Origin of the sequence: Streptomyces sp. NPDC020801 (assembly GCF_044334385.1) — a bacterium.
Classification (GTDB): Bacteria; Actinomycetota; Actinomycetes; order Streptomycetales; family Streptomycetaceae; genus Streptomyces.
Genome location: NZ_JBIRST010000007.1, coordinates 302,658 through 327,529, shown reverse-complemented (window position 1 = coordinate 327,529; position 24,872 = coordinate 302,658). Strand labels below are relative to the sequence as shown.

21 protein-coding genes, 1 tRNA gene and 2 pseudogenes are annotated in these 24,872 nt (G+C 71.6%); 18 read left to right on the top strand and 6 right to left on the bottom strand.

Annotated elements, in window-relative coordinates; all coding sequences use genetic code 11:
* Positions 1-267 precede the first annotated feature (267 nt).
* The gene (locus ACH4UM_RS17585; protein WP_398179418.1) at positions 268-1,701 is read left to right on the top strand and encodes an NAD-dependent malic enzyme; all 1,434 of its coding nucleotides are present in this window, start codon (positions 268-270) and stop codon (positions 1,699-1,701) included.
* A gap of 424 nt (positions 1,702-2,125) precedes the next feature.
* Positions 2,126-2,407, top strand: coding sequence for an HU family DNA-binding protein (locus ACH4UM_RS17580; protein WP_003990598.1), 282 nt, complete (start codon positions 2,126-2,128; stop codon positions 2,405-2,407).
* Positions 2,408-2,523: 116 nt separating this feature from the next.
* Here the strand turns inward: ACH4UM_RS17580 and murA are convergent, their stop codons facing one another.
* On the bottom strand, positions 2,524-3,870 hold the full coding sequence (gene murA, locus ACH4UM_RS17575; protein WP_398179415.1) for a UDP-N-acetylglucosamine 1-carboxyvinyltransferase: 1,347 nt from the start codon (positions 3,868-3,870) through the stop codon (positions 2,524-2,526).
* Between the two features lie 274 nt (positions 3,871-4,144).
* Here murA and ACH4UM_RS17570 point away from each other — a divergent pair, with 274 nt between their 5' ends.
* From ACH4UM_RS17570 to ACH4UM_RS17540, 7 genes are all read left to right on the top strand, one after another.
* Positions 4,145-4,717: a YqgE/AlgH family protein gene (locus ACH4UM_RS17570; RefSeq protein ID WP_398179412.1), complete on the top strand. Its 573-nt coding sequence runs from the start codon at positions 4,145-4,147 to the stop codon at positions 4,715-4,717.
* 40 nt (positions 4,718-4,757) lie between these two features.
* Positions 4,758-5,045: a DUF3039 domain-containing protein gene (locus ACH4UM_RS17565; RefSeq protein ID WP_031225798.1), complete on the top strand. Its 288-nt coding sequence runs from the start codon at positions 4,758-4,760 to the stop codon at positions 5,043-5,045.
* A gap of 103 nt (positions 5,046-5,148) precedes the next feature.
* The gene (locus ACH4UM_RS17560) at positions 5,149-6,912 is read left to right on the top strand and encodes a beta-N-acetylhexosaminidase (protein ID WP_398179607.1); all 1,764 of its coding nucleotides are present in this window, start codon (positions 5,149-5,151) and stop codon (positions 6,910-6,912) included.
* 241 nt (positions 6,913-7,153) lie between these two features.
* Positions 7,154-8,047, top strand: coding sequence for an FAD binding domain-containing protein (locus tag ACH4UM_RS17555; RefSeq protein ID WP_398179409.1), 894 nt, complete (start codon positions 7,154-7,156; stop codon positions 8,045-8,047).
* Positions 8,044-9,870, top strand: a complete 1,827-nt coding sequence (locus ACH4UM_RS17550; protein ID WP_398179406.1) for a 2Fe-2S iron-sulfur cluster-binding protein — start codon at positions 8,044-8,046, stop codon at positions 9,868-9,870. Before ACH4UM_RS17555 ends, ACH4UM_RS17550 begins: the two co-directional genes overlap by 4 nt.
* The gene (locus tag ACH4UM_RS17545) at positions 9,867-12,170 is read left to right on the top strand and encodes a xanthine dehydrogenase family protein molybdopterin-binding subunit (protein WP_398179403.1); all 2,304 of its coding nucleotides are present in this window, start codon (positions 9,867-9,869) and stop codon (positions 12,168-12,170) included. The genes ACH4UM_RS17550 and ACH4UM_RS17545 overlap by 4 nt, the downstream gene beginning before the upstream one ends.
* Before the next feature lie 141 nt (positions 12,171-12,311).
* Positions 12,312-12,908 carry an SUKH-4 family immunity protein gene (locus tag ACH4UM_RS17540; RefSeq protein WP_398179401.1) on the top strand — a complete coding sequence of 199 codons (597 nt, stop codon included), beginning with the start codon at positions 12,312-12,314 and terminating at the stop codon, positions 12,906-12,908.
* Between the two features lie 224 nt (positions 12,909-13,132).
* Here the strand turns inward: ACH4UM_RS17540 and ACH4UM_RS17535 are convergent, their stop codons facing one another.
* The 3 genes from ACH4UM_RS17535 to ACH4UM_RS17525 all read right to left on the bottom strand — a co-directional run bounded on the left by ACH4UM_RS17535 (position 13,133) and on the right by ACH4UM_RS17525 (position 14,971).
* A complete protein-coding gene (locus ACH4UM_RS17535; RefSeq protein WP_398179398.1) occupies positions 13,133-13,318 on the bottom strand; it encodes a hypothetical protein in 186 nt (61 codons plus the stop codon).
* Positions 13,319-13,397: 79 nt separating this feature from the next.
* Positions 13,398-14,345 (bottom strand): hypothetical protein, encoded by a 948-nt coding sequence (locus ACH4UM_RS17530; RefSeq protein WP_398179396.1) that lies wholly within the window; start codon positions 14,343-14,345, stop codon positions 13,398-13,400.
* A 551-nt stretch (positions 14,346-14,896) separates the two neighbouring features.
* Positions 14,897-14,971: transfer RNA gene (locus ACH4UM_RS17525), tRNA-Cys, on the bottom strand.
* Positions 14,972-15,180: 209 nt separating this feature from the next.
* Here ACH4UM_RS17525 and ACH4UM_RS17520 point away from each other — a divergent pair.
* From ACH4UM_RS17520 to ACH4UM_RS17500, 5 genes and pseudogenes are all read left to right on the top strand, one after another.
* Positions 15,181-15,603: pseudogene (locus ACH4UM_RS17520) on the top strand (MFS transporter); the annotation flags it as partial.
* 108 nt (positions 15,604-15,711) lie between these two features.
* Complete coding sequence (locus tag ACH4UM_RS17515; protein WP_398179393.1) at positions 15,712-16,101, top strand: type II toxin-antitoxin system death-on-curing family toxin; 390 nt, start codon at positions 15,712-15,714, stop codon at positions 16,099-16,101.
* A 180-nt stretch (positions 16,102-16,281) separates the two neighbouring features.
* Positions 16,282-18,072, top strand: a complete 1,791-nt coding sequence (locus ACH4UM_RS17510) for a DEAD/DEAH box helicase (protein WP_398179390.1) — start codon at positions 16,282-16,284, stop codon at positions 18,070-18,072.
* A gap of 345 nt (positions 18,073-18,417) precedes the next feature.
* Positions 18,418-19,059 carry an IclR family transcriptional regulator gene (locus tag ACH4UM_RS17505; RefSeq protein ID WP_398179388.1) on the top strand — a complete coding sequence of 214 codons (642 nt, stop codon included), beginning with the start codon at positions 18,418-18,420 and terminating at the stop codon, positions 19,057-19,059.
* 93 nt (positions 19,060-19,152) lie between these two features.
* Positions 19,153-19,944 carry a S16 family serine protease gene (locus ACH4UM_RS17500; protein WP_398179385.1) on the top strand — a complete coding sequence of 264 codons (792 nt, stop codon included), beginning with the start codon at positions 19,153-19,155 and terminating at the stop codon, positions 19,942-19,944.
* Between the two features lie 215 nt (positions 19,945-20,159).
* On the opposite strand, the gene ACH4UM_RS17495 is transcribed toward ACH4UM_RS17500, so the two are convergent.
* Positions 20,160-20,627, bottom strand: coding sequence for an Lrp/AsnC family transcriptional regulator (locus tag ACH4UM_RS17495; RefSeq protein ID WP_398179382.1), 468 nt, complete (start codon positions 20,625-20,627; stop codon positions 20,160-20,162).
* Between the two features lie 124 nt (positions 20,628-20,751).
* On the opposite strand from ACH4UM_RS17495, the gene hppD reads away from it, so the two are divergent.
* Genes hppD through nthA form a run of 4 tightly spaced genes read left to right on the top strand, consistent with a single transcriptional unit; the run spans position 20,752 to position 23,119 of the window.
* Positions 20,752-21,900, top strand: a complete 1,149-nt coding sequence (gene hppD / locus ACH4UM_RS17490) for a 4-hydroxyphenylpyruvate dioxygenase (RefSeq protein WP_398179381.1) — start codon at positions 20,752-20,754, stop codon at positions 21,898-21,900.
* Between the two features lie 35 nt (positions 21,901-21,935).
* Entirely contained in the window at positions 21,936-22,271 is a 336-nt protein-coding gene (locus ACH4UM_RS17485; protein ID WP_398179379.1) for a hypothetical protein, read from the top strand.
* The gene (locus tag ACH4UM_RS17480) at positions 22,264-22,548 is read left to right on the top strand and encodes an SH3-like domain-containing protein (RefSeq protein ID WP_398179377.1); all 285 of its coding nucleotides are present in this window, start codon (positions 22,264-22,266) and stop codon (positions 22,546-22,548) included. Before ACH4UM_RS17485 ends, ACH4UM_RS17480 begins: the two co-directional genes overlap by 8 nt.
* Positions 22,538-23,119 carry a nitrile hydratase subunit alpha gene (gene nthA, locus ACH4UM_RS17475; RefSeq protein ID WP_398179375.1) on the top strand — a complete coding sequence of 194 codons (582 nt, stop codon included), beginning with the start codon at positions 22,538-22,540 and terminating at the stop codon, positions 23,117-23,119. Before ACH4UM_RS17480 ends, nthA begins: the two co-directional genes overlap by 11 nt.
* A gap of 289 nt (positions 23,120-23,408) precedes the next feature.
* Here the strand turns inward: nthA and ACH4UM_RS17470 are convergent.
* Positions 23,409-24,836: pseudogene (locus ACH4UM_RS17470) on the bottom strand (tetratricopeptide repeat protein); the annotation flags it as partial.
* Between the last annotated feature and the right edge of the window lie 36 nt (positions 24,837-24,872).

The following is a 24,872-nucleotide window of genomic DNA, read 5'->3' as shown; positions in this document are numbered from 1 at the left end:
CCTTCGTCGCTACGAGCGACCACTTGCCGCGAGGCGAGCATGGCGGGTCGGTGTCATTGAGCGTGTGAGAGGCCCACGTCACGACATGTGACGTGGGCCTCTTTCGTTGCCTGATCGATTCTCGTATGGTGGAATTAATTTTCCGAAATTAATATGTGGCCGTGAACAAAAAGTCCGCAATCCGAGGCGGCTACCACGTACTCAGTGGTAGGTGCGACGATCGGACGGCACAACTTCGCGACACGGTGAAAGCAGAGGAAGTCGGCCATGGCAACGGCGCCCAGCGTCTCCTACTCGATGACCATCCGGCTGGAGGTGCCCGCGAGCGGAACGGCCGTCTCGCAGCTCACCACCGCGGTGGAGTCCTCCGGAGGCTCGGTGACCGGCCTCGACGTCACCGCGTCCGGCCACGAGAAGCTCCGTATCGACGTCACCATCGCGGCCACCTCCACCGCGCACGCCGACGAGATCGTCGAGAAGCTGCGCGGCATCGAGGGCGTCACGCTCGGCAAGGTCTCCGACCGTACGTTCCTGATGCACCTCGGCGGCAAGATCGAGATGCAGTCCAAGCACCCCATCCGCAACCGTGACGACCTGTCCATGATCTACACGCCCGGTGTGGCCCGCGTGTGCATGGCGATCGCCGAGAACCCCGAGGACGCCCGCCGTCTGACCATCAAGCGCAACTCCGTTGCGGTCGTGACGGACGGCTCGGCGGTGCTGGGCCTGGGCAACATCGGCCCCAAGGCCGCGCTGCCGGTGATGGAGGGCAAGGCGGCGCTCTTCAAGCGGTTCGCCGGCATCGACGCCTGGCCCATCTGCCTGGACACCCAGGACCCGGACGCCATCGTCGAGATCGTCAAGGCGATCGCCCCCGGGTTCGCCGGCATCAACCTCGAGGACATCTCCGCGCCCCGCTGCTTCGAGATCGAGGCCCGGCTGCGCGAGGCCCTGGACATCCCCGTCTTCCACGACGACCAGCACGGCACCGCGATCGTCGTGCTCGCCGCGCTGACCAACGCGCTGCGCGTGGTGGACAAGCCGATCGACAGCGTCCGGGTCGTGATGTCCGGCGCCGGCGCGGCCGGTACCGCCATCCTGAAGCTGCTGCTCGCCGCCGGTGTGAAGAACGCCGTCGTCGCCGACATCCACGGCGTGGTGCACTCCGGCCGCGAGGACCTCGTCGACGCCGCCCCGGGGTCGGCCCTGCGCTGGATCGCCGACAACACCAACCCCGAGAACCTGACGGGCACCCTGAAGGAGGCGGTGCGCGGCGCGGACGTCTTCATCGGAGTCTCGGCACCCAACGTCCTCGACGGCGACGACGTGGCCGCCATGGCCGACGGCGGGATCGTCTTCGCGCTCGCGAACCCCGACCCCGAGGTCGACCCGGCAATCGCCCGCCAGACGGCCGCAGTTGTGGCCACCGGCCGCTCGGACTTCCCCAACCAGATCAACAACGTGCTGGTCTTCCCGGGCGTCTTCCGGGGCCTGCTGGACGCGCAGTCCCGCACCGTCAACACGGAGATGATGCTGGCCGCCGCCCAGGCCCTGGCCGGCGTGGTCACCGAGGACGAGCTGAACCCGAACTACATCGTCCCGAGCGTCTTCAACGACAAGGTCGCGGGCGCGGTGGCCGGTGCGGTCCGGGAGGCGGCGAGGGCGGCGGGAGCGACGGCGACCAGCGCGTCGGTCATCTGAGTCGCTCATCCGAGTCGCTCATCCGGGTCGGTCGTCCGAGCAGAGTCGGTCACCCGGGGAACGAGGCCCTTGGGGCCGCCGGTGGCGTCCGGGGGCGTTGGCCCCTGGGCGTGACGATCGCCACGGTGCCGGGAAACCGGCGCGTCGCAGAACATCCTGCCCGCGACACACCCTTATCGTGACGGCCAGGCTGAGCCCCTCTTGTCGTGTGACTCCCAAGGGTGTTCTCACGACTCCTACGGGTGCCGGATTGGCTTTCCCGCCGCAGGTGGGGGCAGGATGCCTCCCTGGGCGCGAGGGTCTGACGACGGACCCGGGTCCGGGGACTCACCGAGGAACCTGGCAGCATCGGCTTCGCCGTGCCCGACATGCGGCTCCGCCGCGTGGCACGCCTCAACGGCAAGAAGAACACGGGAGTAACAACATGAACCGCAGTGAGCTGGTGGCCGCGCTGGCCGACCGCGCCGAGGTGACCCGCAAGGACGCCGACGCCGTGCTGGCCGCGTTCGCCGACGTCGTCGGCGACATCGTCTCCAAGGGGGACGAGAAGGTCACCATCCCTGGTTTCCTCACCTTCGAGCGCACCCACCGTGCCGCTCGCACCGCCCGCAACCCGCAGACCGGCGAGCCGATCCAGATCCCGGCCGGCTACAGCGTGAAGGTCTCCGCGGGCAGCAAGCTCAAGGAAGCCGCCAAGGGCAAGTGACCTCGCCGTTCCTACGCCACGGGACGGCGTACGGGGCCTGGTAGGTCCGACAACGTCAATGGGGCGGCCCCCCTCGCCGGGGGCCGCCCCATCGTCGTACGTATGTGCGTGTCAGGTCAGCCGAGCGCCTGCCCCGGCAGCTCCACCTTGGCGCCGAGCTCGACGAGTTTCTCCATGAAGTTCTCGTAGCCGCGGTTGATCAGCTCGATGCCGTGGACGCGGGAGGTGCCCTGGGCCGCCAGGGCGGCGATCAGGTAGGAGAAGCCGCCGCGCAGGTCGGGGATGACCAGATCGGCGCCCTGGAGCTTGGTCGGGCCCGACACGACCGCCGAGTGCAGGAAGTTGCGCTGGCCGAAGCGGCAGTCGGAGCCGCCCAGGCACTCGCGGTAGAGCTGGATGTGGGCGCCCATCTGGTTCAGCGCGGAGGTGAAGCCCAGACGGGACTCGTAGACCGTCTCGTGGATGATCGACAGGCCGGTCGCCTGGGTGAGCGCGACCACCAGCGGCTGCTGCCAGTCGGTCTGGAAGCCGGGGTGCACGTCCGTCTCCAGCGCGATCGACTTCAACTGCCCGCCGGGGTGCCAGAAGCGGATGCCCTCGTCGTCGATCTCGAATGCGCCGCCCACCTTGCGGTAGGTGTTGAGGAAGGTCATCATCGACCGCTGCTGGGCGCCGTGGACGTAGATGTTGCCCTCGGTCGCCAGCGCCGCCGACGCCCAGGACGCGGCCTCCAGACGGTCCGCGAGGGCGCGGTGGGTGTAGCCGCCGAGCTTGTCCACACCGGTGATGCGGATCGTGCGGTCGGTGTCCATCGCGATGATCGCGCCCATCTTCTGCAGAACGCAGATCAGGTCCTCGATCTCCGGCTCGACGGCCGCGTTGGACAACTCGGTGACACCCTCGGCGAGTACGGCCGTCAGCAGCACCTGCTCCGTCGCGCCGACGGACGGGTAGGGCAGCCGGATCTTCGTACCGCGCAGCCCCTTGGGCGCCTCCAGGTACTGCCCGTCGGCCCGCTTCTCGATGACCGCGCCGAACTGCCGCAGCACGTCGAAGTGGAAGTCGATGGGCCGGCCGCCGATGTCGCAGCCGCCGAGGCCCGGGATGAAGGCGTGACCCAGACGGTGCAGCAGCGGGCCGCAGAAGAGGATCGGGATGCGGCTCGAGCCCGCGTGGGCATCGATGTCGGCCACGTTCGCGCTCTCCACCCGGGTCGGGTCGAGCACCAGCTCGCCCGGCTCGTCACCCGGACGGACCGTCACCCCGTGCAGTTGCAGCAGACCGCGTACGACACGCACGTCACGGATGTCCGGAACGTTGCGCAGTCGACTTGGCTCGCTGCCCAGCAGAGCGGCGACCATGGCCTTCGGCACGAGGTTCTTCGCACCGCGGACACGGATCTCGCCCTCCAGCGGGGTTCCGCCATGGACAAGCAGTACGTCGTCAGAGCCGTTGACGGTCATGTATCTCGCGTTCCGATGAGTTGGGCAGGGGCGGCCGATCACTTCGGTCAAGGGCCGGAGAGACAGAGTAATCGCCGTGTGCCCCCCTTAAGTAAGCCCAAGGACAGCCCAACCCCGTCATAGCTGTGTCACAACACGAACCGTGCCACACCGGGCACATGCGGTCACCGCCCGGGCCGTGCGCCCCCAGTGCTTCCGCCATGCGTGAGCTGCCCTCACTCCCGTAGCCGGATTGGCTCCCCACACATAGGGAAGATGCGGGATCATGTCTGGCATGACCGAGGTGTCCTCGCTCACAGGGCGGCTGCTCGTGGCAACGCCCGCCCTGGCGGACCCGAACTTCGACCGTGCGGTGGTGCTCCTTCTCGACCACGACGAGGAGGGCTCCCTCGGTGTGGTCCTCAACCGTCCCACCCCTGTGGACGTGAGCGACATCCTGGAGGGCTGGGCGGACCTGGCGGGGGAGCCCGGCGTGGTCTTCCAGGGCGGCCCGGTCTCGCTGGACTCCGCGCTCGGGGTCGCCGTCATCCCGGGCGGCGGTTCCGGGGAACGCGCCCCGCTCGGCTGGCGCCGGGTGCACGGCGCGATCGGTCTTGTCGACCTGGAGGCCCCGCCGGAGCTGCTGGCCTCCGCGCTGGGCTCGCTGCGGATCTTCGCCGGGTACGCCGGCTGGGGCCCCGGTCAGCTGGAGGACGAGCTGGTGGACGGCGCCTGGTACGTCGTGGAGTCGGAACCCGGTGACGTCTCCTCCCCGTCCCCCGAGAGGCTCTGGCGCGAGGTGCTGCGGCGCCAGCGCAGCGAGCTGGCGATGGTCGCCACGTACCCGGACGACCCCTCGCTCAACTGATGCGTGTGAGCTTCCAGGCGCCTTCAGTACCCTGGGGCCTATGAGCACTCTCGAGCCCGAGCGCGGGACTGGTACGGGGACCCTGGTAGAGCCGACGCCACAGGTCTCCCACGGCGACGGCGACCACGAGCGCTTCGCCCACTACGTCCAGAAGGACAAGATCATGGCGAGCGCCCTGGACGGGACACCCGTCGTGGCGCTGTGCGGCAAGGTGTGGGTGCCCGGCCGCGACCCGAAGAAGTACCCCGTGTGTCCCATGTGCAAGGAGATCTACGAATCCATGGGCAGCGGCGGCGACGACAAGGGCGGCAAGGGCGGCGACAAGTAGCTCGCACCGAGAGTGGTTCAGACCTTTGTGGTCCAGACCTCTTGTGGGCGTCGGCGGTGGTCCATAGGCTCCGTCCGTGGCGCAGGACGAGACCGACCGTGACGTGACCGACCGTGACGAGCGCGGCCATGACGAGCGCGGCCATGACGTGATTCCGGCGCCGCGCGCCGTCGAGGGTGTGGACCGCGGCGCCGCAGTGCTGGACGCGGGCACCGCCCTGTGGGCCGCCCCCGGCACCGGCAGCACCGAGCGCTGGCTGCGCGGCACGCTCGGCGCGGCCCTAGGCCTGCCCTTCCCGTCCGGCGCCGAGGGCGCCCCGGACTCCGTACGGCTCGCCCGGAACTCCGTACGGCTCCTTGTGGACGGCACGCTGGAGCCCGAGGCGTACCGGCTCGGCGTCACGAGCGACTCGGGAGTCGAGATCCGCGGCGGCGGCGCGGCCGGAGTCTTCTGGGGCGCGCAGACCCTGCGTCAACTGCTCGGCCCCGACGCCTTCCGGCGCGCCCCCCTGCGGCCGGGCGCCACGCACACCGTCCCGGCCCAGGTCGTCGAGGACGCCCCCCGTTTCCGCTGGCGCGGGCTCATGCTGGACGTGGCCCGGCACTTCATGCCCAAGGACGGCGTGCTGCGCTACGTCGATCTGATGGCCGCGCACAAACTCAACGTGCTCCACCTCCACCTGACGGACGACCAGGGCTGGCGGGTCGAGATCAGGCGGTACCCCAGGCTGACGGAGGTCGGCTCCTGGCGGGCACGCACGAGAATCGGCCACGGGGCGTCCACTGTGTGGGAGGAGAAACCGCACGGCGGTTACTACACCCAGGACGACATCCGGGAGATCGTCGCCTACGCCGCCGAGCGGCATGTCTCCGTGGTCCCCGAAATCGACGTACCCGGCCACTCGCAGGCCGCCATCGCCGCGTACCCGGAACTCGGCAACACCGATGTCGTCACCGCGTCAATGGAGGGGGGCACCGCCCCCACCGTCTGGGACGACTGGGGGATCAATCCGAACGTACTCGCCCCCACCGACAACACCCTGCGCTTCTACGAGGGCGTCTTCGAGGAACTGCTCGGCCTCTTCCCCGCGGACAAGGCGCAGTTCTCGCGGTTCGTCCACATCGGGGGCGACGAGTGTCCCAAGGACCAGTGGCGGGCCTCGCCGGCCGCGCAGGCCCGCATCAGGGAACTCGGGCTCGCCGACGAGGACGAGTTGCAGGCGTGGTTCGTGGGCCACTTCGACAAGTGGCTGGCCGCGCGCGGACGCAGGCTCATCGGCTGGGACGAGATCCTGGAGGGCGGGAGCCGGGCCGCAGGGCTCGAAGTGCCCGCAGGCGAGGCGGCCGGAATCGGCCTGACCCAGGGCGCCGCCGTGTCGTCCTGGCGCGGGTACGCGGGCGGGATCGCCGCCGCACGGGCCGGTCACGACGTCGTCATGTGCCCCGAGCAGCAGGTGTACTTGGACCACCGGCAGGCCCCGGGCGAGGACGAGCCCGTACCGATCGGCCAGGTGCGCACCCTGGAGGACGTCTACCGGTTCGAGCCGGTTCCGCCCGAGCTCGACGGGGACCGGGCCCGCCATGTGCTGGGCACCCAGGCCAATGTGTGGACCGAGGTGATGGAGGACCAGGCGCGCGTGGACTACCAGACCTTCCCCAGGCTGGCCGCCTTCGCCGAGGTCGCCTGGAGTCCGCTGCCCGCCCCGGGGGAGCGGGACTTCGCCGGCTTCGAGCGGCGGATGGACGCCCACTACCGGCGGCTCGACGCCCTGGGCGTCGGCTACCGGCCGCCCACCGGGCCGCGCCCCTGGCAGCGCCGCCCCGGGGTCCTCGGCCGCCCGGTCGAGGGCCGGCCGCCCGTCCGGTGAACCGTCTCGAACACACACTGGAAAAAATCCGCAAGAGTCAGCGAAGAGTGGTAATTCGCCCGCACCGGTGATGCCGTGCCAAAACGGACCATGTCCCTGATGAGGTGGGCGAATGCCTCCTAGCGGACCCCCGTCCTCGGGCCCTGCGAAGATGTGCCAGAGTTGCCACGTCCGCCCTGTCAGGTCGTACCGTACGGCAGCACAGGTGGGACCAGTGGGGCAGTGGGAAGGGGCAGCCGGTTTGACCACGCACGCACCGCAGGCGGCGCAGGCCGTCACGCTGCCCACGACGCTGGACGAGGCCGTGGCGGCGCTCACCGCCATGCCCGCCGCCGTCCCCGTGGCGGGCGGCACCGACCTCATGGCCGCCGTCAACTCGGGGCAGCTCAGGCCCGCCGCCCTGGTCGGCCTCGGCCGGATCAGCGAGATCCGCGGCTGGCAGTACCAGGACGGCCACGCGCTGCTCGGCGCCGGCCTGACCCACGCACGCATGGGGCGCCCCGACTTCGCCGCGCTGATCCCGGCGCTCGCGGCCGCCGCGCGTGCCGCGGGCCCGCCGCACATCCGCAACGCGGGCACCCTGGGCGGCAACATCGCCTCGGCCGCCCCCACCGGGGACGCGCTGCCGGTGCTGGCCGCCCTGGAGGCGACGCTGATCATCGCGGGCCCGGGCGGAGCCCGCCGGGAGATCCCGGTGTCGCACCTGCTGGCCGGCGTTGAGATGCTCCGCGCGGGCGAGCTCATCGGCTACGTGCGCGTACCGCTGCTGCACGCGCCGCAGGTCTTCCTGAAGGCCACCGGCCGTACCGGCCCCGGCCGCGCGGTCGCGTCCGTGGCGCTGGTCCTCGACCCGGCCCGGCGCGGGGTGCGCTGCGCGGTCGGCGCCATAGCGCCGATGCCGCTGAGGCCCCTGGACGCCGAGCACTGGGTCGCTCAGCTCATCGACTGGGACAACAGCCGCACGATCGTCCCCGAGGCGCTGAACGCCTTCGGGGAGTACGTCGCCGCCGCCTGCATTCCCGACCAGGCCCCCGCCGATGACGGCTCCGTGCAGCAGCTTCCGCCCGCCGTACTGCATCTGCGGCGGACCGTCGCCGCGCTGGCCCGACGAGCACTGGGGAGGGCGCTGTCATGACCGACGACCAGCACGGAGAGGGCGCGCCCAGGAGCGGCGGCCGCTGGGACCCGCTGCCCCAGGGCGACTACGACGACGGCGCCACCGCGTTCGTGGAACTTCCCGAGGGCGGCATCGACGCCCTCCTGGCCGCCGACAGCCCGCTCGCCGCGCCCGGCCACGGGTACGTGCCGCCGCAGATAACGGTCGCGCCCGCCTCCGAGGCGGCGACCGATCCCGCGGCCACCGGAAACTGGACCGTGCCGGGCGCGCCCGCCGCGCCTGCCGGGGGCGCCGAGTGGCCCGACCCCAACGCCGTGCCGCGGGAGGGGGACACGGGCGCCGACGCGGACGACCGGTTCACGTACCGCCCCGGCGCCACCCAGCAGTGGACCTTCGACGACACCCGAACGGGCCACACGGGGCAGGAAGACCACGCGGGCCGGGCGGGTCCGGCAGGCCACGAGGGTCCGGCAGGTCCCGCGGGCCGGGAGGCCCCGTCCGGGCCCGGGCACGACGTGACCGGGCAGTGGTCGATCCCCGTCGCCCGGGGCGACATCCCGGACGAATCGGGCGAGTTCACCACTTCGTCCCTCGTCCAGCAGTGGGGCGGCACCCCTCCGGCCACCCTGCCCGGCGGTGCGCCCGCGCCGTGGGCGACGGAGCCGTGGGGGCGGCCGGAGCCGGAGGGCGAGACGGCCGGGTACGGGCCCGGGGGGCACCCCGCGCCGGAGGCGGCGGCCGCGCCCGGCGCCCCGGATCCCCGGACCCTGGACCGGCCGGAGGTCCAACTGCCCGCGGAGCAGGCGGAGCAGGCCGAACAGGCGGAACGGCTTGGACGAGTCCGGCAAGCAGGACAAGCGGGACAGGCGGGTCGAGCGGGCCGGGAAGGACGAGCAGGGCGTGGCGCCGAGCTCTCGCCCGAGGCCGCGCGGCGCGTTCCCGGTGCGGGTGAGGCCGCCGAGACCGACGAAGGGCCCGTAGAGGCCGCCGACGGCCCCGCTGAGCCGCCCGCGCGCCCCACCCCCGCCGAGGGTGCCGGGCCCGTGGCCCGGGCCGCCGAAGAGGCCTCCACGGCCACGGAGTCCACGGCCACGGAGGCCGGCTCCGCCGCCCGGCACGGGGAGCACGGGGAGCACGGGGAGTACGGGGAGCACGAGGAGACGGCCCCCGCGGACGACCCGCCGGCCCCCGCGCCCCCGCAGGACGAGCACCCGCTCGCCTCCTACGTGCTGCGCGTCAACGGCGCCGACCGGCCCGTCACGGATGCCTGGATCGGCGAGTCGCTGCTGTACGTGCTGCGCGAGCGGCTCGGACTCGCGGGCGCCAAGGACGGCTGCTCGCAGGGCGAGTGCGGTGCCTGCAACGTCCAGGTCGACGGCCGCCTCGTCGCCTCCTGCCTGGTGCCCGCGGTCACCGCGGCCGGCAGCGAGGTCCGTACGGTCGAGGGCCTGGCCGCCGACGGGCAGCCCTCGGACGTGCAGCGGGCACTGGCCCGGTGCGGCGCGGTGCAGTGCGGCTTCTGCGTGCCCGGCATGGCGATGACCGTGCACGACCTGCTGGAGGGCAACCCGGCGCCGACCGAACTGGAGGCCCGCCAGGCCCTGTGCGGCAATCTGTGCCGCTGCTCGGGCTACCGGGGTGTCCTGGAGGCGGTCAGGGAGGTCGTCTCCGAGCGGGAGGCGCAGGCCGCGGGCCACCACCAGGCCGAGACGGACGCCGACGAGCCGCGCATCCCGCACCAGGCGGGCCCGGGAGCCGGCGGGGTGCACCCCTCGGCGTTCGAGGCGCCGGGCTCGTCCCACCCGCACGACCCCTACGGCCAGGACGGAGGCCAGGCGTGAGCAACGAAGCCGCCACCGCTGCCGCCACGGAGGCCGCCGCCCCGGAGCCGCTGCCGCACGGACTCGGCTCCTCGCTGCCGGCCGCCGACGCCCCGGCCAAGACGGAGGGCACCTTCCCGTACGCGGCCGACCTGTGGGCCGAGGGCCTGCTGTGGGCGGCCGTGCTGCGCTCGCCGCACCCGCACGCGCGCATCGTGTCCATCGACACCACCCACGCGCGCGAGATGCCCGGTGTACGGGCCGTCGTCACCCATGAGGACGTCCCCGGCCGCCCGGTGCACGGCCGCGGTACCGTCGACCGTCCGGTGTTCGCCTCCGAGGTCGTACGCCACCACGGCGAGCCCATCGCGGCCGTGGCCGCCGACCACCCGGACACCGCGCGGATGGCCGCCGCGGCCGTCATCGTCGAGTACGAGGTGCTCGACCCGGTGACCGACCCCGAGCAGGCCTTCGAGGCCGAGCCGCTGCATCCCGACGGCAACCTGATCCGGCACATCCCGCTCAGGCACGGCGACCCGGAGGCGGCCGGCGAGATCGTCGTCGAGGGCCTGTACCGCATCGGCCGCCAGGACCCCGCCCCCATCGGCGCCGAGGCCGGCCTCGCGGTGCCCCGCCCCGACGGCGGCGTCGAGCTGTACCTTGCCTCCACCGACCCGCACGCCGACCGCGACACGCTCGCCGCCTGCTTCGGCCTGGAGGCCGAGCGAGTGAAGATCGTCGTCACCGGCGTGCCCGGCGCCACCGCCGACCGCGAGGACCAGGGTTTCCAGCTCCCGCTCGGCCTGCTGGCCCTGCGCACCGGCTGCCCGGTGAAGCTGACCGCGACCCGTGAGGAATCCTTCCTGGGGCACGCGCACAGACACCCGACCCTGCTGCGCTACCGCCATCACGCCGACGCCGAGGGCAGGCTGGTCAAGGTCGAGGCCCAGATCCTGCTGGACGCGGGCGCCTACGCCGACACCTCCGCCGACGCCCTGGCCGCCGCCGTGGCCTTCGCCTGCGGCCCGTACGTCGTCCCGAACGCCTTCATCGAGGGCTGGGCGGTGCGCACCAACAACCCGCCCTCCGGCCACGTCCGCGGCGAGGGCGCGATGCAGGTCTGCGCCGCCTACGAGGCGCAGATGGACAAGCTGGCCAAGAAACTCGGCCTCGACCCGGCACAGCTGCGCCTGCGCAACGTCATGGCCACGGGCGACGTACTGCCCACCGGCCAGACGGTGACATGCCCGGCCCCGGTCGCCGAACTGCTTCAGGCCGTGCAGGACCACCCGCTGCCCCCGCTGCCCAAGGACACCCCCGAGGACGAGTGGCTGCTGCCCGGCGGCCCCGAGGGCGCGGGGGAACCGGGCGCGGTGCGCCGGGGCGTCGGATACGGCCTGGGCATGGTCCACATGCTCGGCGCGGAGGGCGCCGACGAGGTCTCCACGGCGACGGTCAAGGTCCAGGGCGGCGTCGCCACGGTGCTGTGCGCGGCCGTCGAGACCGGCCAGGGCTTCGCCACGCTCGCCCGGCAGATCGTCCAGGAGACGCTCGGCATCGACGAGGTGCACGTCGCCCCGGTCGACACCGACCAGCCCCCGGCCGGCGCGGGCTGCCGCGGCCGCCACACCTGGGTCTCGGGCGGCGCGGTGGAGCGCGCGGCGAAGATGGTCCGCACCCAGCTGCTGCAGCCCCTGGCGCACAAGTTCGGCATGTCCACCGAACTGCTGCAGATCACGGACGGCAAGATCACCTCGTACGACGGCGTCCTGTCCACGACCGTGACGGAGGCGATGGACGGCAAGGAACTGTGGGCGACGGCCCAGTGCCGCCCGCACCCCACGGAGCCGCTGGACGGGGCGGGCCAGGGCGACGCCTTCGTGGGCCTCGCGTTCTGCGCGATCCGCGCGGTGGTGGACGTCGACATCGAGCTCGGCTCGGTGCGGGTGGTGGAACTGGCCGTGGCCCAGGACGTCGGTCAGGTGCTCAACCCGGCCCAGGTGGCCGCCCGGATCGAGGCGGGCGTCACCCAGGGCGTGGGCATCGCCCTGACGGAGAACCTGCGCACCCCGCGCGGGTTGATCCGCCACCCCGACCTCACCGGCTACGCCCTGCCCACGGCACTGGACGCGCCCGACATCCGGATCGTGAAACTGGTCGAGGAGCCCGACGTCGTCGCCCCCTTCGGCGCCAAGGCGGTCAGTGCGGTCCCCGTGGTGACCTCGCCCGCGGCCATCGCCTCCGCCGTGCGCGCCGCCACCGGCCGCGCGGTCAACCGCCTGCCGATCCGCCCCCAGGCCGCGGTCGTGACGAACCAGTGACCGGCTGAACCTCCAGGCCGAAGGGCGCTGTCAGTGGTGCGGCGTAGTGTTTCGGCCAGTGGGGACTGACGGGCTCCCGCCGGGGGGGGGCGGGCTGCCGGACGTGCCCCGTACCGATCGCACGGGGGACATGGGGGAGCAATGAGCGCTCTGCTGACAGCCGAGGCGCCCGGCCGGGACGACCCGGCGGAGGAACTGGCGGATCTGCGCGCCCGGTTCGCGTCCCGTGCGGGCCGCCATGGGCAGCCGGGCCTGACCCTGGACCTTCCCTCCCGCCTCCTGGACGAGGAGTTCGGGAAGGGCCGCGTCGCCCGTTTCGAGGACGTCGACTTCCCCGTCACCCTCACCCACGAGCCGACCCGCCGCTTCCTGCGCGAGACGGGCCTGCCCGAGGACGGTCTCCTCTTCCAGCTGGACACCGAGGTGCCCCTGCCCACCCTCGCCGAGTACTACGCCCACGAGCACCCCGACGGCTTCCCGCCCGCCGGACTCCCCGCCCGCGCCGACCACTTGATACGCCTGGGCCGGCTCGCGGCGGACAGCAGCCTGGCCGTCGACGGCACCACGGGCAAGGTGTGGAACTGGAGCGAAGCGGACGCCACGCCGTACCCGCTCGACGAGGACCTCTCCACCCTCGTCTTCAGCCTCTGGCTGCTGCACCGCACTCTTGGAGGCCGTGGCGGGAATCGAACCCGCGTTGCTCGCTTTGCAGGTTTGTCCATGCAGGTCAGAGCTTGATCCCGGCTCGTTCGCACGGGTTCGATCCCGTGTGGAAGCCGCGCTGCTCAGAACAGGGCGGCAGCGAACGGAGCCGAAGTGTCATCCAGGGTGCAGAAGTTTGCAGACGGCAGACCGCACATGGAGTCCCAGCTCGCACGCCGGCGAGCAAGTGACTACTGAGGTCTGGGCAAGCCGGAAGTTCCGGCTTGCCCAGGGTGATTCCGGTCAGAGAACAAGGCTTGTCAGCGGTGCAGCCTCTTGCGTGCCCAGAGGAAGCCGATCAGCCCGCCGACAGTGGCCATGTATGCGGTCAGCGGTCCGTCTTCCAACAGGAGGCCGGGCAGAGAAATCACGGCCACGATGAGCAGCCATCCGCAGCCTGCGACGACGAGATCCGCCGAATCAGGGCGGCGTTGCTCGTTCTGCACCCGTTTCCCCGTTCATCAGAGTGCGCCTGGCCCGTAGCCCCGCGCACCCCACGATAGCGCTGAGGGGGGGGAGGGTGTTCTATGCACAGTGGATCGTGGCCGTATTGGACCAGACGTTGTGGTCCCCCCAGTAGCCATTGCCGTTGCGCAGGGTCGCGTTACCGATGTCTTCGCGGTAGATCCACCCACTGGAGGTGAGCCGTGAGCACTCGTAGTGCAGGAGGAGCGAGAAGGTCTGGCCCTGCGTGTTCGTGTACCCCCGGACGTCCTTCGTCCTCCAGATGCTGAGCCCCTGGTACTGGCGCAGCGAGGCTTCGAAGTTGCCTTTGCCTCGCTGGTTGCACAGCATCTGCGCATCAGCCTGGATGGTCGTCCAACCCCCGTGCAGATAGGGCGCCTTGCTGTGGATCAGCTGGCAGTGAGGCTTGGCTGCCCGGGTGACACCTGGAGTCGGGGAGTGCGAGGCCGGGATTTTCCGCTCGTCAACCGTGGTGGCCCAGCGGACCATGTCCTCGGTGCTGTAGGTGTGCTGCGCTGAGATGGCCGGGGCTTCCCACAGGGTCAGCCGGCCGTCCCGGGACAGAGTGCTGACCCTCACGCCGTCGTTGCCCACAGCGGTGAACAGCTGACTGCCGCTGGGCAGCGTGGTCGTCTGCGTCGTGTCGCCATCGGACGAGAGCACCGACGATGGCACGTCTCCGTGGACGGTCAGGCGGGTGATGTTGAGCGGGCGCACGACATTCTCGTCCCCGAGACTGAACGTGAGCGACTGGCCGACCTTCTCGTAGTCCGCGACTGCGGGTGCCTGCAAGAGGTTGAGCCCGGTCGTCTTGGTGAGCAGATTGGTGAGTTCTTGCACGTCGGCGCCCTGGGCCGGTGACACCTCGCCGACAGGCGCCATGGACTGCGGGTCCGCGCCGCCTTCCTCGGTGTACTGGGCTGCGCTGACGATGTGCGGTGCCGATTCCGCGGGCGTGGTCGGTGAGCCGTCGGCTGCAGACGCGCCGGCAACGGTGCCGGCCGTCATCGCGGCAGCGAGCAGGGCTGTGGCGCCCGTCCGTGTGAGACGACGGACAGTTGTCCTCTTCAAGTTGTTTTCCCCTCCGTGGTCCGGCCGCCCGTCCTCCAGCGCTGGTCAGGCGCGACGTCGGCCGATCGGAGGCGACACTATCCGATCAACGCACCTTTGTTCGAGGATGTTTTTGCCTGCAGCGGGCCTTGATGACGGGCTGGCGGGGGGGCGCGGGAACCCTCGGTTCGGGCGCTCCATCGGTCGCGGCTATCGGCCGGGCCCAGCGCTCACCTCGTCGCAGTCGCCGTCCTTCGGGGCGTGACCGACCAGGCCGGTGTGTGCACAGGTGGTACGGCTCATCCCGCAGACCGCGTGACGGTCAGGCGTCGTCCAGGACTACACGACAACCGCCCACGGCCTTTCGGGTTGCCAGGGTCGTCGTGTGCCGCCGAGTGGAAGGGTGTTGGCGCTCGCCTTGCCGACCGAGACGGAAACTGAGACGGACGGACCAGGAGGGCGGCACTCCTTCCGGGGTGCCGCCCTTTCCTTCTGCCTGGTCAAGGCAGTGGAGGCCGTGGCGGGAATCGAACCCGCGTTACTCGCTTTGCAGACGAGTCCCTGAGCCACTCGGGCACACGGCCGTGCCGGGGGCGAAGGGCGGGCCGTTCGCCGTTCCGAACTCGGTGAGTCGACCGTAGGGCGTGCGGGAGGGGCGCCTCAAGGGAACGGCCGGCGCTGCAACGGGACTGCCATACGCCGTTCATGAACGGAGGTCGTACGACCGAGGTCCCGGCCGGCGGCCGGCTCCCGACAGGGGTCGAAGACGTCCGTGGACCTTGCCCTGGCGACCATGACCGCCCTCGAACCGCGCGATACCGACGTCGCGGACGCCCCCGGCAGAACCCGCCCGGAAGAGGCGGCCGACACCGTGCTGAGCCGGACCTACCGGTCGCTCAGCGTCGGGATCGTGTCCGTCGTGCTGCTGGTCGCCCTCGAGGCGACCGCCGTCGGTACGGCGATGCCGGTCGCGGCGCGGGAACTGGACGGCGTGTCGCTGTACGCGTTCGCGTTCTCCGGGTACTTCACGACGAGCCTGTTCGGGATGGTGCCCGCCGGGCAGTGGTCGGACCGGCGCGGTCCGCTCGGGGCGCTGACCGCGGGGATCGGCGCGTTCGCTGCGGGGCTGCTGGTGGCCGGGACGGCGGGCACGATGTGGGTGTTCATCGCGGGGCGGGCCGTGCAGGGGCTCGGCGGCGGGCTGGTGATCGTGGCCCGCTGAGAGCTGTGGACGACCACCTCGCGAGGCGGCGCACGAGGCGCTGATGAGGAAGGCTGCCAGGGAGCAGACCGCCAAGTGGGCCGAGCGCCTGGAACGGCTCAAGTGACGCCCATCCATCTGCCGGCCGAGGACGTCCTGGCCATCGCTGCGCACGCAGTGGACGACCAGGACGTCGTGGTGCGCGACGCGGGCCTGCTGGAGTCGGCCGTGCACCGGCCGTCGGCTTCGATGTTCGGTCAGGAGGCGTACGCCGACCTGTTCGACAAGGCGGCGGCACTCCTGCAGTCCCTGGCCATCAACCATCCCTTCATTGACGGGAACAAGCCCACGGCCTGGACGTCCTGCGTCGTCTCCCTGGCTCCGAACAACGTGCAACTGCGCCCCGACATCGACGCGGCCGAGCGCCTGGTCATCGCCGTGGCGACGGGCGCACTGGACGAGGTCAAGGTGATCGGCGAGGCGCTGCGGGAGCTTGTGGAGCACGAGATGTGACCTGAGTCCCATCCCCGACCGGCCGCGTGCCGTTCGCGCGGTGGCACCACCGGGCCGCCGGTAGGGTGGCCCGGTTGTCATACGTAGCCGAGCCCCCAGTACAACGAACCGGAGACCGTGACTACCGCCCGCCCGTCACCCGCCGCCACCCTCAACGGAGGGCCCTCCGGGCCCACGCCCATGTCTGCCAGCTCCTCGCACTCGCACCATCTCTCGCCCGCCTTCCCCGGGCGCGCTCCCTGGGGTACCGCCAGCAAGCTGCGTGCCTGGCAGCAGGGCGCGATGGAGAAGTACATCCAGGAACAGCCCCGCGACTTCCTCGCGGTCGCCACTCCCGGCGCCGGAAAGACGACCTTCGCACTGACACTGGCCTCCTGGCTGCTGCACCACCACGTCGTCCAGCAGGTGACCGTGGTCGCGCCGACCGAGCACCTGAAGAAGCAGTGGGCGGAGGCGGCCGCGCGGATAGGCATCAGGCTGGACCCGGAGTACAGCGCGGGCCCGCTCGGACGGGAGTACCACGGGGTCGCCGTGACCTACGCCGGTGTCGGCGTCCGGCCCATGCTGCACCGCAACCGCGTCGAGCAGCGCAAGACCCTCGTCATCCTCGACGAGATCCACCACGCCGGCGACTCCAAGTCGTGGGGCGAGGCATGTCTGGAGGCGTTCGAGCCCGCCACCCGCCGGCTCGCCCTCACCGGTACGCCGTTCCGCTCCGACACCAACCCCATCCCCTTCGTCGCGTACGAGGAGGGCCACGACGGCATCCGGCGCTCGGCCGCCGACTACACCTACGGCTACGGCTCCGCCCTCTCCGACGGCGTCGTCCGCCCCGTCATCTTCCTCTCCTACAGCGGCAACATGCGCTGGCGCACGAAGGCCGGTGACGAGATCGCGGCCAGGCTCGGCGAGCCGATGACCAAGGACGCCGTCAGCCAGGCCTGGCGCACCGCGCTCGACCCGCGCGGGGAGTGGATGCCGGCCGTGCTGCGCGCCGCCGACCGGCGGCTGACCGAGGTCCGCAAGGCCATCCCGGACGCCGGAGCCCTGGTCATCGCCTCCGACCAGGACTCCGCCCGCGCCTACGCCAAGCTGATCCGCGAGATCACGGGCAGCGGCGCGACGGTGGTCCTCTCCGACGACGCCGGCGCCTCGAAGAAGATCGACGAGTTCAGCGACGGCGACGACCGCTGGATGGTCGCGGTCCGCATGGTGTCCGAGGGTGTCGACGTACCCCGGCTGGCCGTCGGCGTCTATGCCACGACCATCTCCACCCCGCTCTTCTTCGCCCAGGCCGTCGGCCGTTTCGTCCGGTCCCGGCGGCGCGGCGAGACCGCCTCCGTCTTTCTGCCCACCATCCCCGACCTGCTCACCTTCGCCAACGAGATGGAGGTCGAGCGCGACCACGCGCTCGACAAGCCGAAGAAGGAGGGCGAGGAGGACCCCTACGCCGAGTCCGAGAAGGAGATGGAGGAGGCGAACCGGGAGCAGGACGAGGACACCGGCGAGCAGGACATGCTGCCCTTCGAGGCGCTGGAGTCCGACGCCGTCTTCGACCGGGTCCTCTACGACGGCGCCGAGTTCGGCATGCAGGCCCACCCGGGGAGTGAGGAGGAGCAGGACTACCTCGGCATTCCGGGGCTGCTCGAACCCGAGCAGGTGCAGTTGCTGCTGCAGAAGCGGCAGGCCCGGCAGATCGCGCACAGCCGCAAGAAGCCCGACACCGAGGCGGACCTGCTGGAACTGCCCGCCGAGCGACGGCCGGTGGTCACCCACAAGGAGCTGATGGAGCTGCGCCGGCAGCTCAACACCATGGTCGGCGCCTACGTCCACCAGAGCGGCAAGCCGCACGGGGTGATCCACACCGAGCTGCGCCGGGTGTGCGGCGGCCCGCCGAGCGCGGAGGCGACGGCGGGACAGCTGCGGCAGCGCATCGCCAAGGTCCAGGAGTGGGCCACCCGGATGAAGTGACTTCCGGGGTCCGGGCCCACAGGCATGCGAATGTCTGTACGCACAGACGCACGTACGGGTGTACGCGCAGGTGTACGTATCAGGACGAACGCCGCCATGCCGAATCGGCCACTGCCCGGATTCTGGACGAAGGCTTCCGCTCAGCGAACCGGCTTCGCTAATGTCCCGCTACGCACACGCCCCGTGGCAGCGCCGCCGCGGAGCGCAGCCGTGAAGCGACTTGAGTCCGGGACGGCCCGGACCGCCGGCCGATCGGCGGCCTCTGTTGCGCGTCACTGACGGGACTCGGTGACGTATTCCGCCGCGAGGAGGGCCGCCGACCTCACCATTGAAGGAGTGGGCGTCGTGACCGCGGAGACCTCCCAGACGCTCGACCGGGGACTGAGAGTCCTCAAGCTGCTGGCCGACACGGACCACGGGCTGACCGTCACCGAACTCTCCCAGAAACTGGGCGTGAACAGGACGGTGGTGTACCGCCTGCTCGCCACGCTGGAGCAGCACGCGCTCGTACGCCGTGACCTGGGCGGCCGCGCCCGGGTCGGGCTCGGGGTGCTGCGGCTGGGCCGACAGGTGCATCCGCTGGTGCGCGAGGCGGCGCTGCCGGCGCTGCGGTCGCTGGCCGAGGACATAGGGGCGACGGCTCATCTGACGCTGGTGGACGGCTCCGAGGCGCTGGCCGTCGCCGTGGTCGAACCGAGCTGGACGGACTACCACGTGGCCTACCGGGCCGGTTTCCGCCACCCCCTGGAACGGGGCGCCGCGGGCAAGGCGATCCTCGCCGCCCGCCGGCAGCCGTCGGTGGACCCCGGCTACACCCTGACCCACGGCGAGTTGGAGGCGGGAGCCAGCGGGGCGGCGGCTCCGCTGCTCGGGGTCACGGGGGTCGAGGGCAGCGTCGGCGTCGTGATGCTGGCGGACTCCGTACCGGAACGGGTGGGACCGCGGGTGGTGGACGCGGCCCGGGAGGTGGCCGAAGCGCTGCGGTGACCGGAGGGGAGCGGAGACGTCCGGGTTTGTACGCCTGATGTGCGCCCGCAGCTCGACAGGTGGCCGGAAGTGGTCGTCGCGTAGATTGATCCTGTGCTCTCTCGTCTCACACGCCCCCAGGCCCTCGCCGTCTGCGCGCTGCCCGTCGCGGCCCTGATCGCCGCGGCTGCCTTCGCACCGCTGCCGTTCTCGGTGGCGCAGCCCGGGATGACGGCGAACGTGCTCGGCGAGAACAAGGGCACCCAGGTGATCACGATCTCCGGTGTGCCCACCCGGAGCACCAGCGGCCAGCTCCGTATGACGACCATCGAGGCCACCGGCCCGGACGCGCACGTCTCGCTGGGCGACGTGATCGACGGCTGGTTCGCCACCGACCGGGCGGTCCTGCCGCGCGACGCGGTCTACCCGAGCGGCGACAACGTGAAGGAGATCGAGCAGCACAACGCCGAGCAGATGAAGCAGTCCCAGGACGCGGCCACCCGGGCCGCCCTGAAGTACCTCGGCGTGGGCGACAAGAACATCAAGGTCACGCTGAAGCTCGCCGACGTCGGCGGCCCCAGCGCCGGCCTGCTGTTCTCCCTGGGCATCGTCGACAAGCTCGACGGCGACGGCGGCGGCGGCGACCTCACGGGCGGTCGCACCATCGCCGGCACGGGCACGATCGCCGCCGACGGGACGGTCGGCGCGGTCGGGGGCGTCGCCCTCAAGACCCAGGCCGCCCGACGCGACGGCGCCACCGTCTTCCTGGTCCCGAAGGCCGAGTGCACGGACGCCAAGGCCGAGCTCCCCAAGGGGCTCCGCCTGATCCCGGTGACCACCCTGAAGGGCGCGGTCAACTCCCTGTCCGCCCTGCAGAAGGGCAAGGACGCGGTCCCGAGCTGCTAGTGCTGCGACCGGACAGGTTCACCGGCTCGCGGCGCCCGGCACGGCACCTCGCCGCGTTGTCGTATCACCCCAGTACGTCCAGTACGCGGGCGATGCTCCGCCTTGCGATGCACCGCCTTGCGATGCACCGCACCGGACGCCGCGAGCTTTCCGGCAAACCCTTCCGGCCACAGCACTGGCTCCGGTCCGGACCGGGAACGCGGCGCACGAGCACCTCACTCCTCCGCGGCCTGCTCCACCAGCGGGATGATGCGCAGCGGCACCGGGTTCTCCATCACGATCGCCGTCGACGCGCGCACGATGCCCTCGAAGCCGACCACTCGGTCGATCACGCGCTGGAGGTCGGCGTTGGAGCGGGCCACGAGGCGGCACATCATGTCCCCGGTGCCGGTCGTGGTGTGGAGTTCGAGGACCTCCGGAACCGTCGCGAGGTGGGCCCGTACGTCCGCGCCCTGTCCCTGCCGGATCTGCAGCGTTGCGAAGGCCGTGACCGGATAGCCGAGTGCCGCCGGGTCCACCTCGGGGCCGAAGCCGCGGATCACCCCGTTGGACTGCAGCCGGTCCAGGCGCGCCTGGACCGTCCCCCGTGCCACTCCCAGCCGCCGTGACATCTCCAGCACGCCTATGCGCGGCTCGCGCGCCAGCAGCACGATGATGCGGCCGTCCAGACGATCGATCGCCAAGGTTCCGCCTCCCAGGTGGTCATCATGTACAGAAAGTCCGACGTCTTGCGCCGTTCACTGAACAGTTTGCCCAGTGAAAACGCGAACTATTGCGCACCTTGCGGGGCCGGGTGACGCTTCCGCTATGACGCAGACCACACACCACACTCCCGGCGCGACCGCTCGGCAGGCCGACCCCTTCCCGGTCAAGGGAATGGACGCGGTCGTCTTCGCCGTGGGCAACGCCAAGCAGGCGGCGCACTACTACTCCACCGCCTTCGGCATGAAGCTGGTCGCCTACTCCGGACCGGAGAACGGCAGCCGCGAGACCGCGAGCTACGTCCTCGAAAGCGGCTCCGCCCGGTTCGTGCTCACCTCGGTGATCAAGCCCGCCACCACCTGGGGCCACTTCCTCGCCCAGCACGTGGCCGAGCACGGCGACGGCGTCATCGACCTCGCCATCGAGGTCCCGGACGCGCGCGCCGCGTACGCCTACGCCATCGAGCACGGCGCCCGCTCGGTCGAGGAACCGTACGAGCTGAAGGACGAGCACGGCACGGTCGTCCTCGCCGCGATCGCCACCTACGGCGAGACCCGTCACACCCTCGTCGACCGCTCCGGCTACGACGGCCCGTACCTCCCGGGCTTCACCCCGGCCAAGCCCGTCGTCGAGCCGCCCGCCCAGCGCACCTTCCAGGCCGTCGACCACTGCGTCGGCAACGTCGAACTCGGCCGGATGAACGAGTGGGTGGAGTTCTACAACAAGGTCATGGGCTTCACGAACATGAAGGAGTTCGTGGGCGACGACATCGCCACCGAGTACAGCGCGCTGATGTCGAAGGTCGTGGCCGACGGCACCCTCAAGGTCAAGTTCCCGATCAACGAGCCCGCCCTCGCCAAGAAGAAGTCCCAGATCGACGAGTACCTGGAGTTCTACGGCGGCGCCGGCGTCCAGCACATCGCGCTGAACACCAACGACATCGTGCAGACCGTACGGACGATGCGCGCGGCCGGTGTCGAGTTCCTGGACACGCCCGACACCTACTACGACACCCTCGGCGAGTGGGTCGGCGACACCCGCGTCCCGGTCGAGACCCTGCGCGAGCTGAAGATCCTCGCCGACCGCGACGAGGACGGCTATCTGCTGCAGATCTTCACCAAGCCGGTCCAGGACCGCCCGACGGTCTTCTTCGAACTCATCGAACGGCACGGCTCGATGGGCTTCGGCAAGGGCAACTTCAAGGCCCTGTTCGAGGCGATCGAGCGCGAGCAGGAGCGCCGCGGCAATCTGTGAGGCGGCGGCGCCGCAGCGGACGTAGGCTGACGCCCATGGCCAGGATCAACGACGTGGGCGGCACGGTCGGCTTCGGCGCCGTCGACACCGGCGACGACCCCGCTCCCTTCCACGCCGACTGGGAGGCGCGGGTCGTCGGGCTGTTCAACGGCCTGCGCGCGCAAGGCCTGTTCAACACCAACGAGTTCCGTGACGCCATCGAGTCCATGCCGCCCGCCGTGTACCTGACCACCTCGTACTACGAGCGCTGGTTCACGGCCATCTGCACCCTGCTGGAACGCAGGGGCGTCCTGGCGCCGGGCGAGCTCGACGAGACGGGGGACCCCGGCGAACGGGGCGGGCAGGGCGGGCCGGGTGAGATCCGTGCCTGACCGTTTCCCGCCCGGCACCCGCGTCCGCACCTTCCCGCACGACCCGCCGCACCACACCCGCCTGCCGCGGTACGCGCGCGGCAAACGGGGCGTCGTCGTCGAGCCGGAGGGGCCTGCGGAGCTGGCCGACGTCAGCGCGCAGGGCCGCGGGGACGCACCCGTCGAGCAGATCTACGCCGTCCGGTTCGCCGCCCGCGACCTGTGGGGCGAGGGCGACCACCACGTCGTACTGGACCTGTGGGAGAGCTACCTGGAGGCAGACCCCGATGAGCGGTGACCACTTCGACGCGGCGATCGCCCGGCGGGTGCGGCGGCTGGAGACGCTGCTCGAGGAGAAGGGGGTGCTCTCCGGCGCGCAGCTGGACGAGATCATCGACGCCTCCCTCACCGGCGCCTCCCCCGCGAACGGCGCCCGCGTGGTGGCCCGCGCCTGGACCGACGCCGCCTATCGGGCCCGGCTGCTGGCCGACGGCACGGCCGCGGTCCGCGAACTCGGCTGCATGGAGGGGTTGTACCAGCGGCTGAGGGTGGTCGAGAACACCGAGACCACCCACAACGTCATCGTCTGCACCCTGTGCTCCTGCTATCCGCTGCGCCTGCTCGGACCGTCCCCCAGCTGGTACAAGTCGGAGGCCTACCGCTCCCGCGTGGTCCGCGAACCGCGCGCGGTGCTCGCCGAGTTCGGTCTGGAGCTGCCGCCCGCCACCGAGATCACGGTGTGGGACTCCAGCGCGGAGACCCGGTACATGGTGCTGCCCAGGCGGCCCGAGGGCACGGACGGGCTGGGGGAGGAGGAGCTGGCGTCGCTGGTGACCCGCAACGCCCTCATCGGGACTGCTGCGGTCTGACCACCGCCGGGCTGCCGGTCTGTGCCGGGTTGCCGGTCTGGGCATGGCCCCCCGTCTGCGCTGGGTTGCCGGTCTGGGCCGGGGCACCGGTCTGTGCCGGGTTGCCGGTCTGGGCCGGGGCACCGGTCTGTGCCGGGTTGCCGGTCTGGGCCGGGGCACCGGTCTGTGCCGGGCTGCCGGTCTGGGCATGGCCCCCCGTCTGCGCTGGGCTCCCGGTCTGGGCCGGGGCACCGGCCTGCGCCGGGGCACCGGCCTCCGCACCGTCCTCGGACTCCGCGGGGACCCTGGTTTCCGGCGGCGCCTCCTTTGCCGACGGCTCGCCCAGGTCCTCCAGCGCCGCTCGTGCCTCCGGCGCCCACAGCGGCGAGAAGTAGGGGTTGGTCCGCAGCGCCTGCTGAAGGTGGCGCCGGGCCGCCCCCGGCTGCTCCAGGCTCCGCTCGATCATCCCGCGGTGGTAGGCGTAACGGGCGTTGCGCACCCCGCCGCCCTTCGTCTCGTCCATCGCCGCCGTGGCGAACTTCAGCGCCTCGCTGTCCTGCCCGGCCCGGTGCAGCGCCCACCCCAGGGCGTCGGCCACCGCGATCCCGGGCTGCCGCTGCCACTCCGCGCGCAGCCGCCGTACCGCGGACTGCGGGTCCTCGTGGTCCGCCTCGAACCGCCCGAGCACCAGCTCGTCGTCGACCCCGGCCGCCGCGTCCTGCCTCGCCCACCTCCGCAGCAGGTCGTACTGCTCCTTCGCCTGCTCGTCCATCCCCAGCGACTCGTACAACTCGCCCAGCTCCAGGGCGTACTCGGGGCTGGGCCGCTTGTCGAGAGCCTGCTGGTACGCCTTGAGCGCCTCCGGCGTCCGCTCCAGCGCGGCCAGCGCCCGCCCCTGGCCGGCCCGTGCGTCCCGCTGGTCGGGATCGAGCCGCAGCGCCGCCTCGAAGTGCCGCAGCGCATCCTCGACGTCCCCGCGCTCCCACGCGATCCGCCCGGCCCGCTCCACGTAGGCGGCCCGCTCGACGGGTGAGGTCGCGGCCGCCGCCGCGTCCGACAGCTGGGCCGCCGCGTCCTCGCGCCAGCCCCGGTCCCAGTAGACGGCCGCGGCCCGTGCCTTCACGGCCGGAGCGTGGTGCAGCTTCAGCAGCGTGTCGAGCGCGCGCCCCACGGCCTTGTAGTCGCCCAGACCGGTGCAGGCGTCGATCAGCAGCGGATACGTCGTCCACCGCCTGGGTTCCAGCTTCAGCGCCGCCTCGCTCCACGAACGTGCCGCCCGGAAGTTGCGCCGCTGGTTCGCCAGCGCCGCCAGGCCGTCCAGAGCCTGCGCGTTCTCCTTCGGGCTCAGTCGCAGCGAGGTCCGCAGCGCCTTGTCGGCCATCGGATAGTCCGCCGTGTTCGCCGTTCGCCGCCCCCGTTCGACGTAGGCCGCCCCGAGCACCGCCCACGCCTGCGCGTCCCGCGGCTCGGCCCGCAGATGCCGTTCCCGGTCGCCGATCAGCGCCGCCAGGTCGGGCAGCGCGGCCGGCGCCCCACCCGTCACCGCGGTCAGTGCCCCTTCCCCGGGATCCGGCGTGCCCGGCCCGTCCGCGTCCCCCTGCACGGCCGGCACCAGCCACACCGCACCGAGCACGCCCGCCACCGCGACCAGGGCGATCAGGCCCCGGCGCAGCAGGCGGGACCGGTGCCGCGACTCGGTCGGCAGGGACGTGGCCTGGGTCCGCAGTGGCTTCTCCATGGCGCACACTGTGCGTCAGTACGACTACCGCCACCC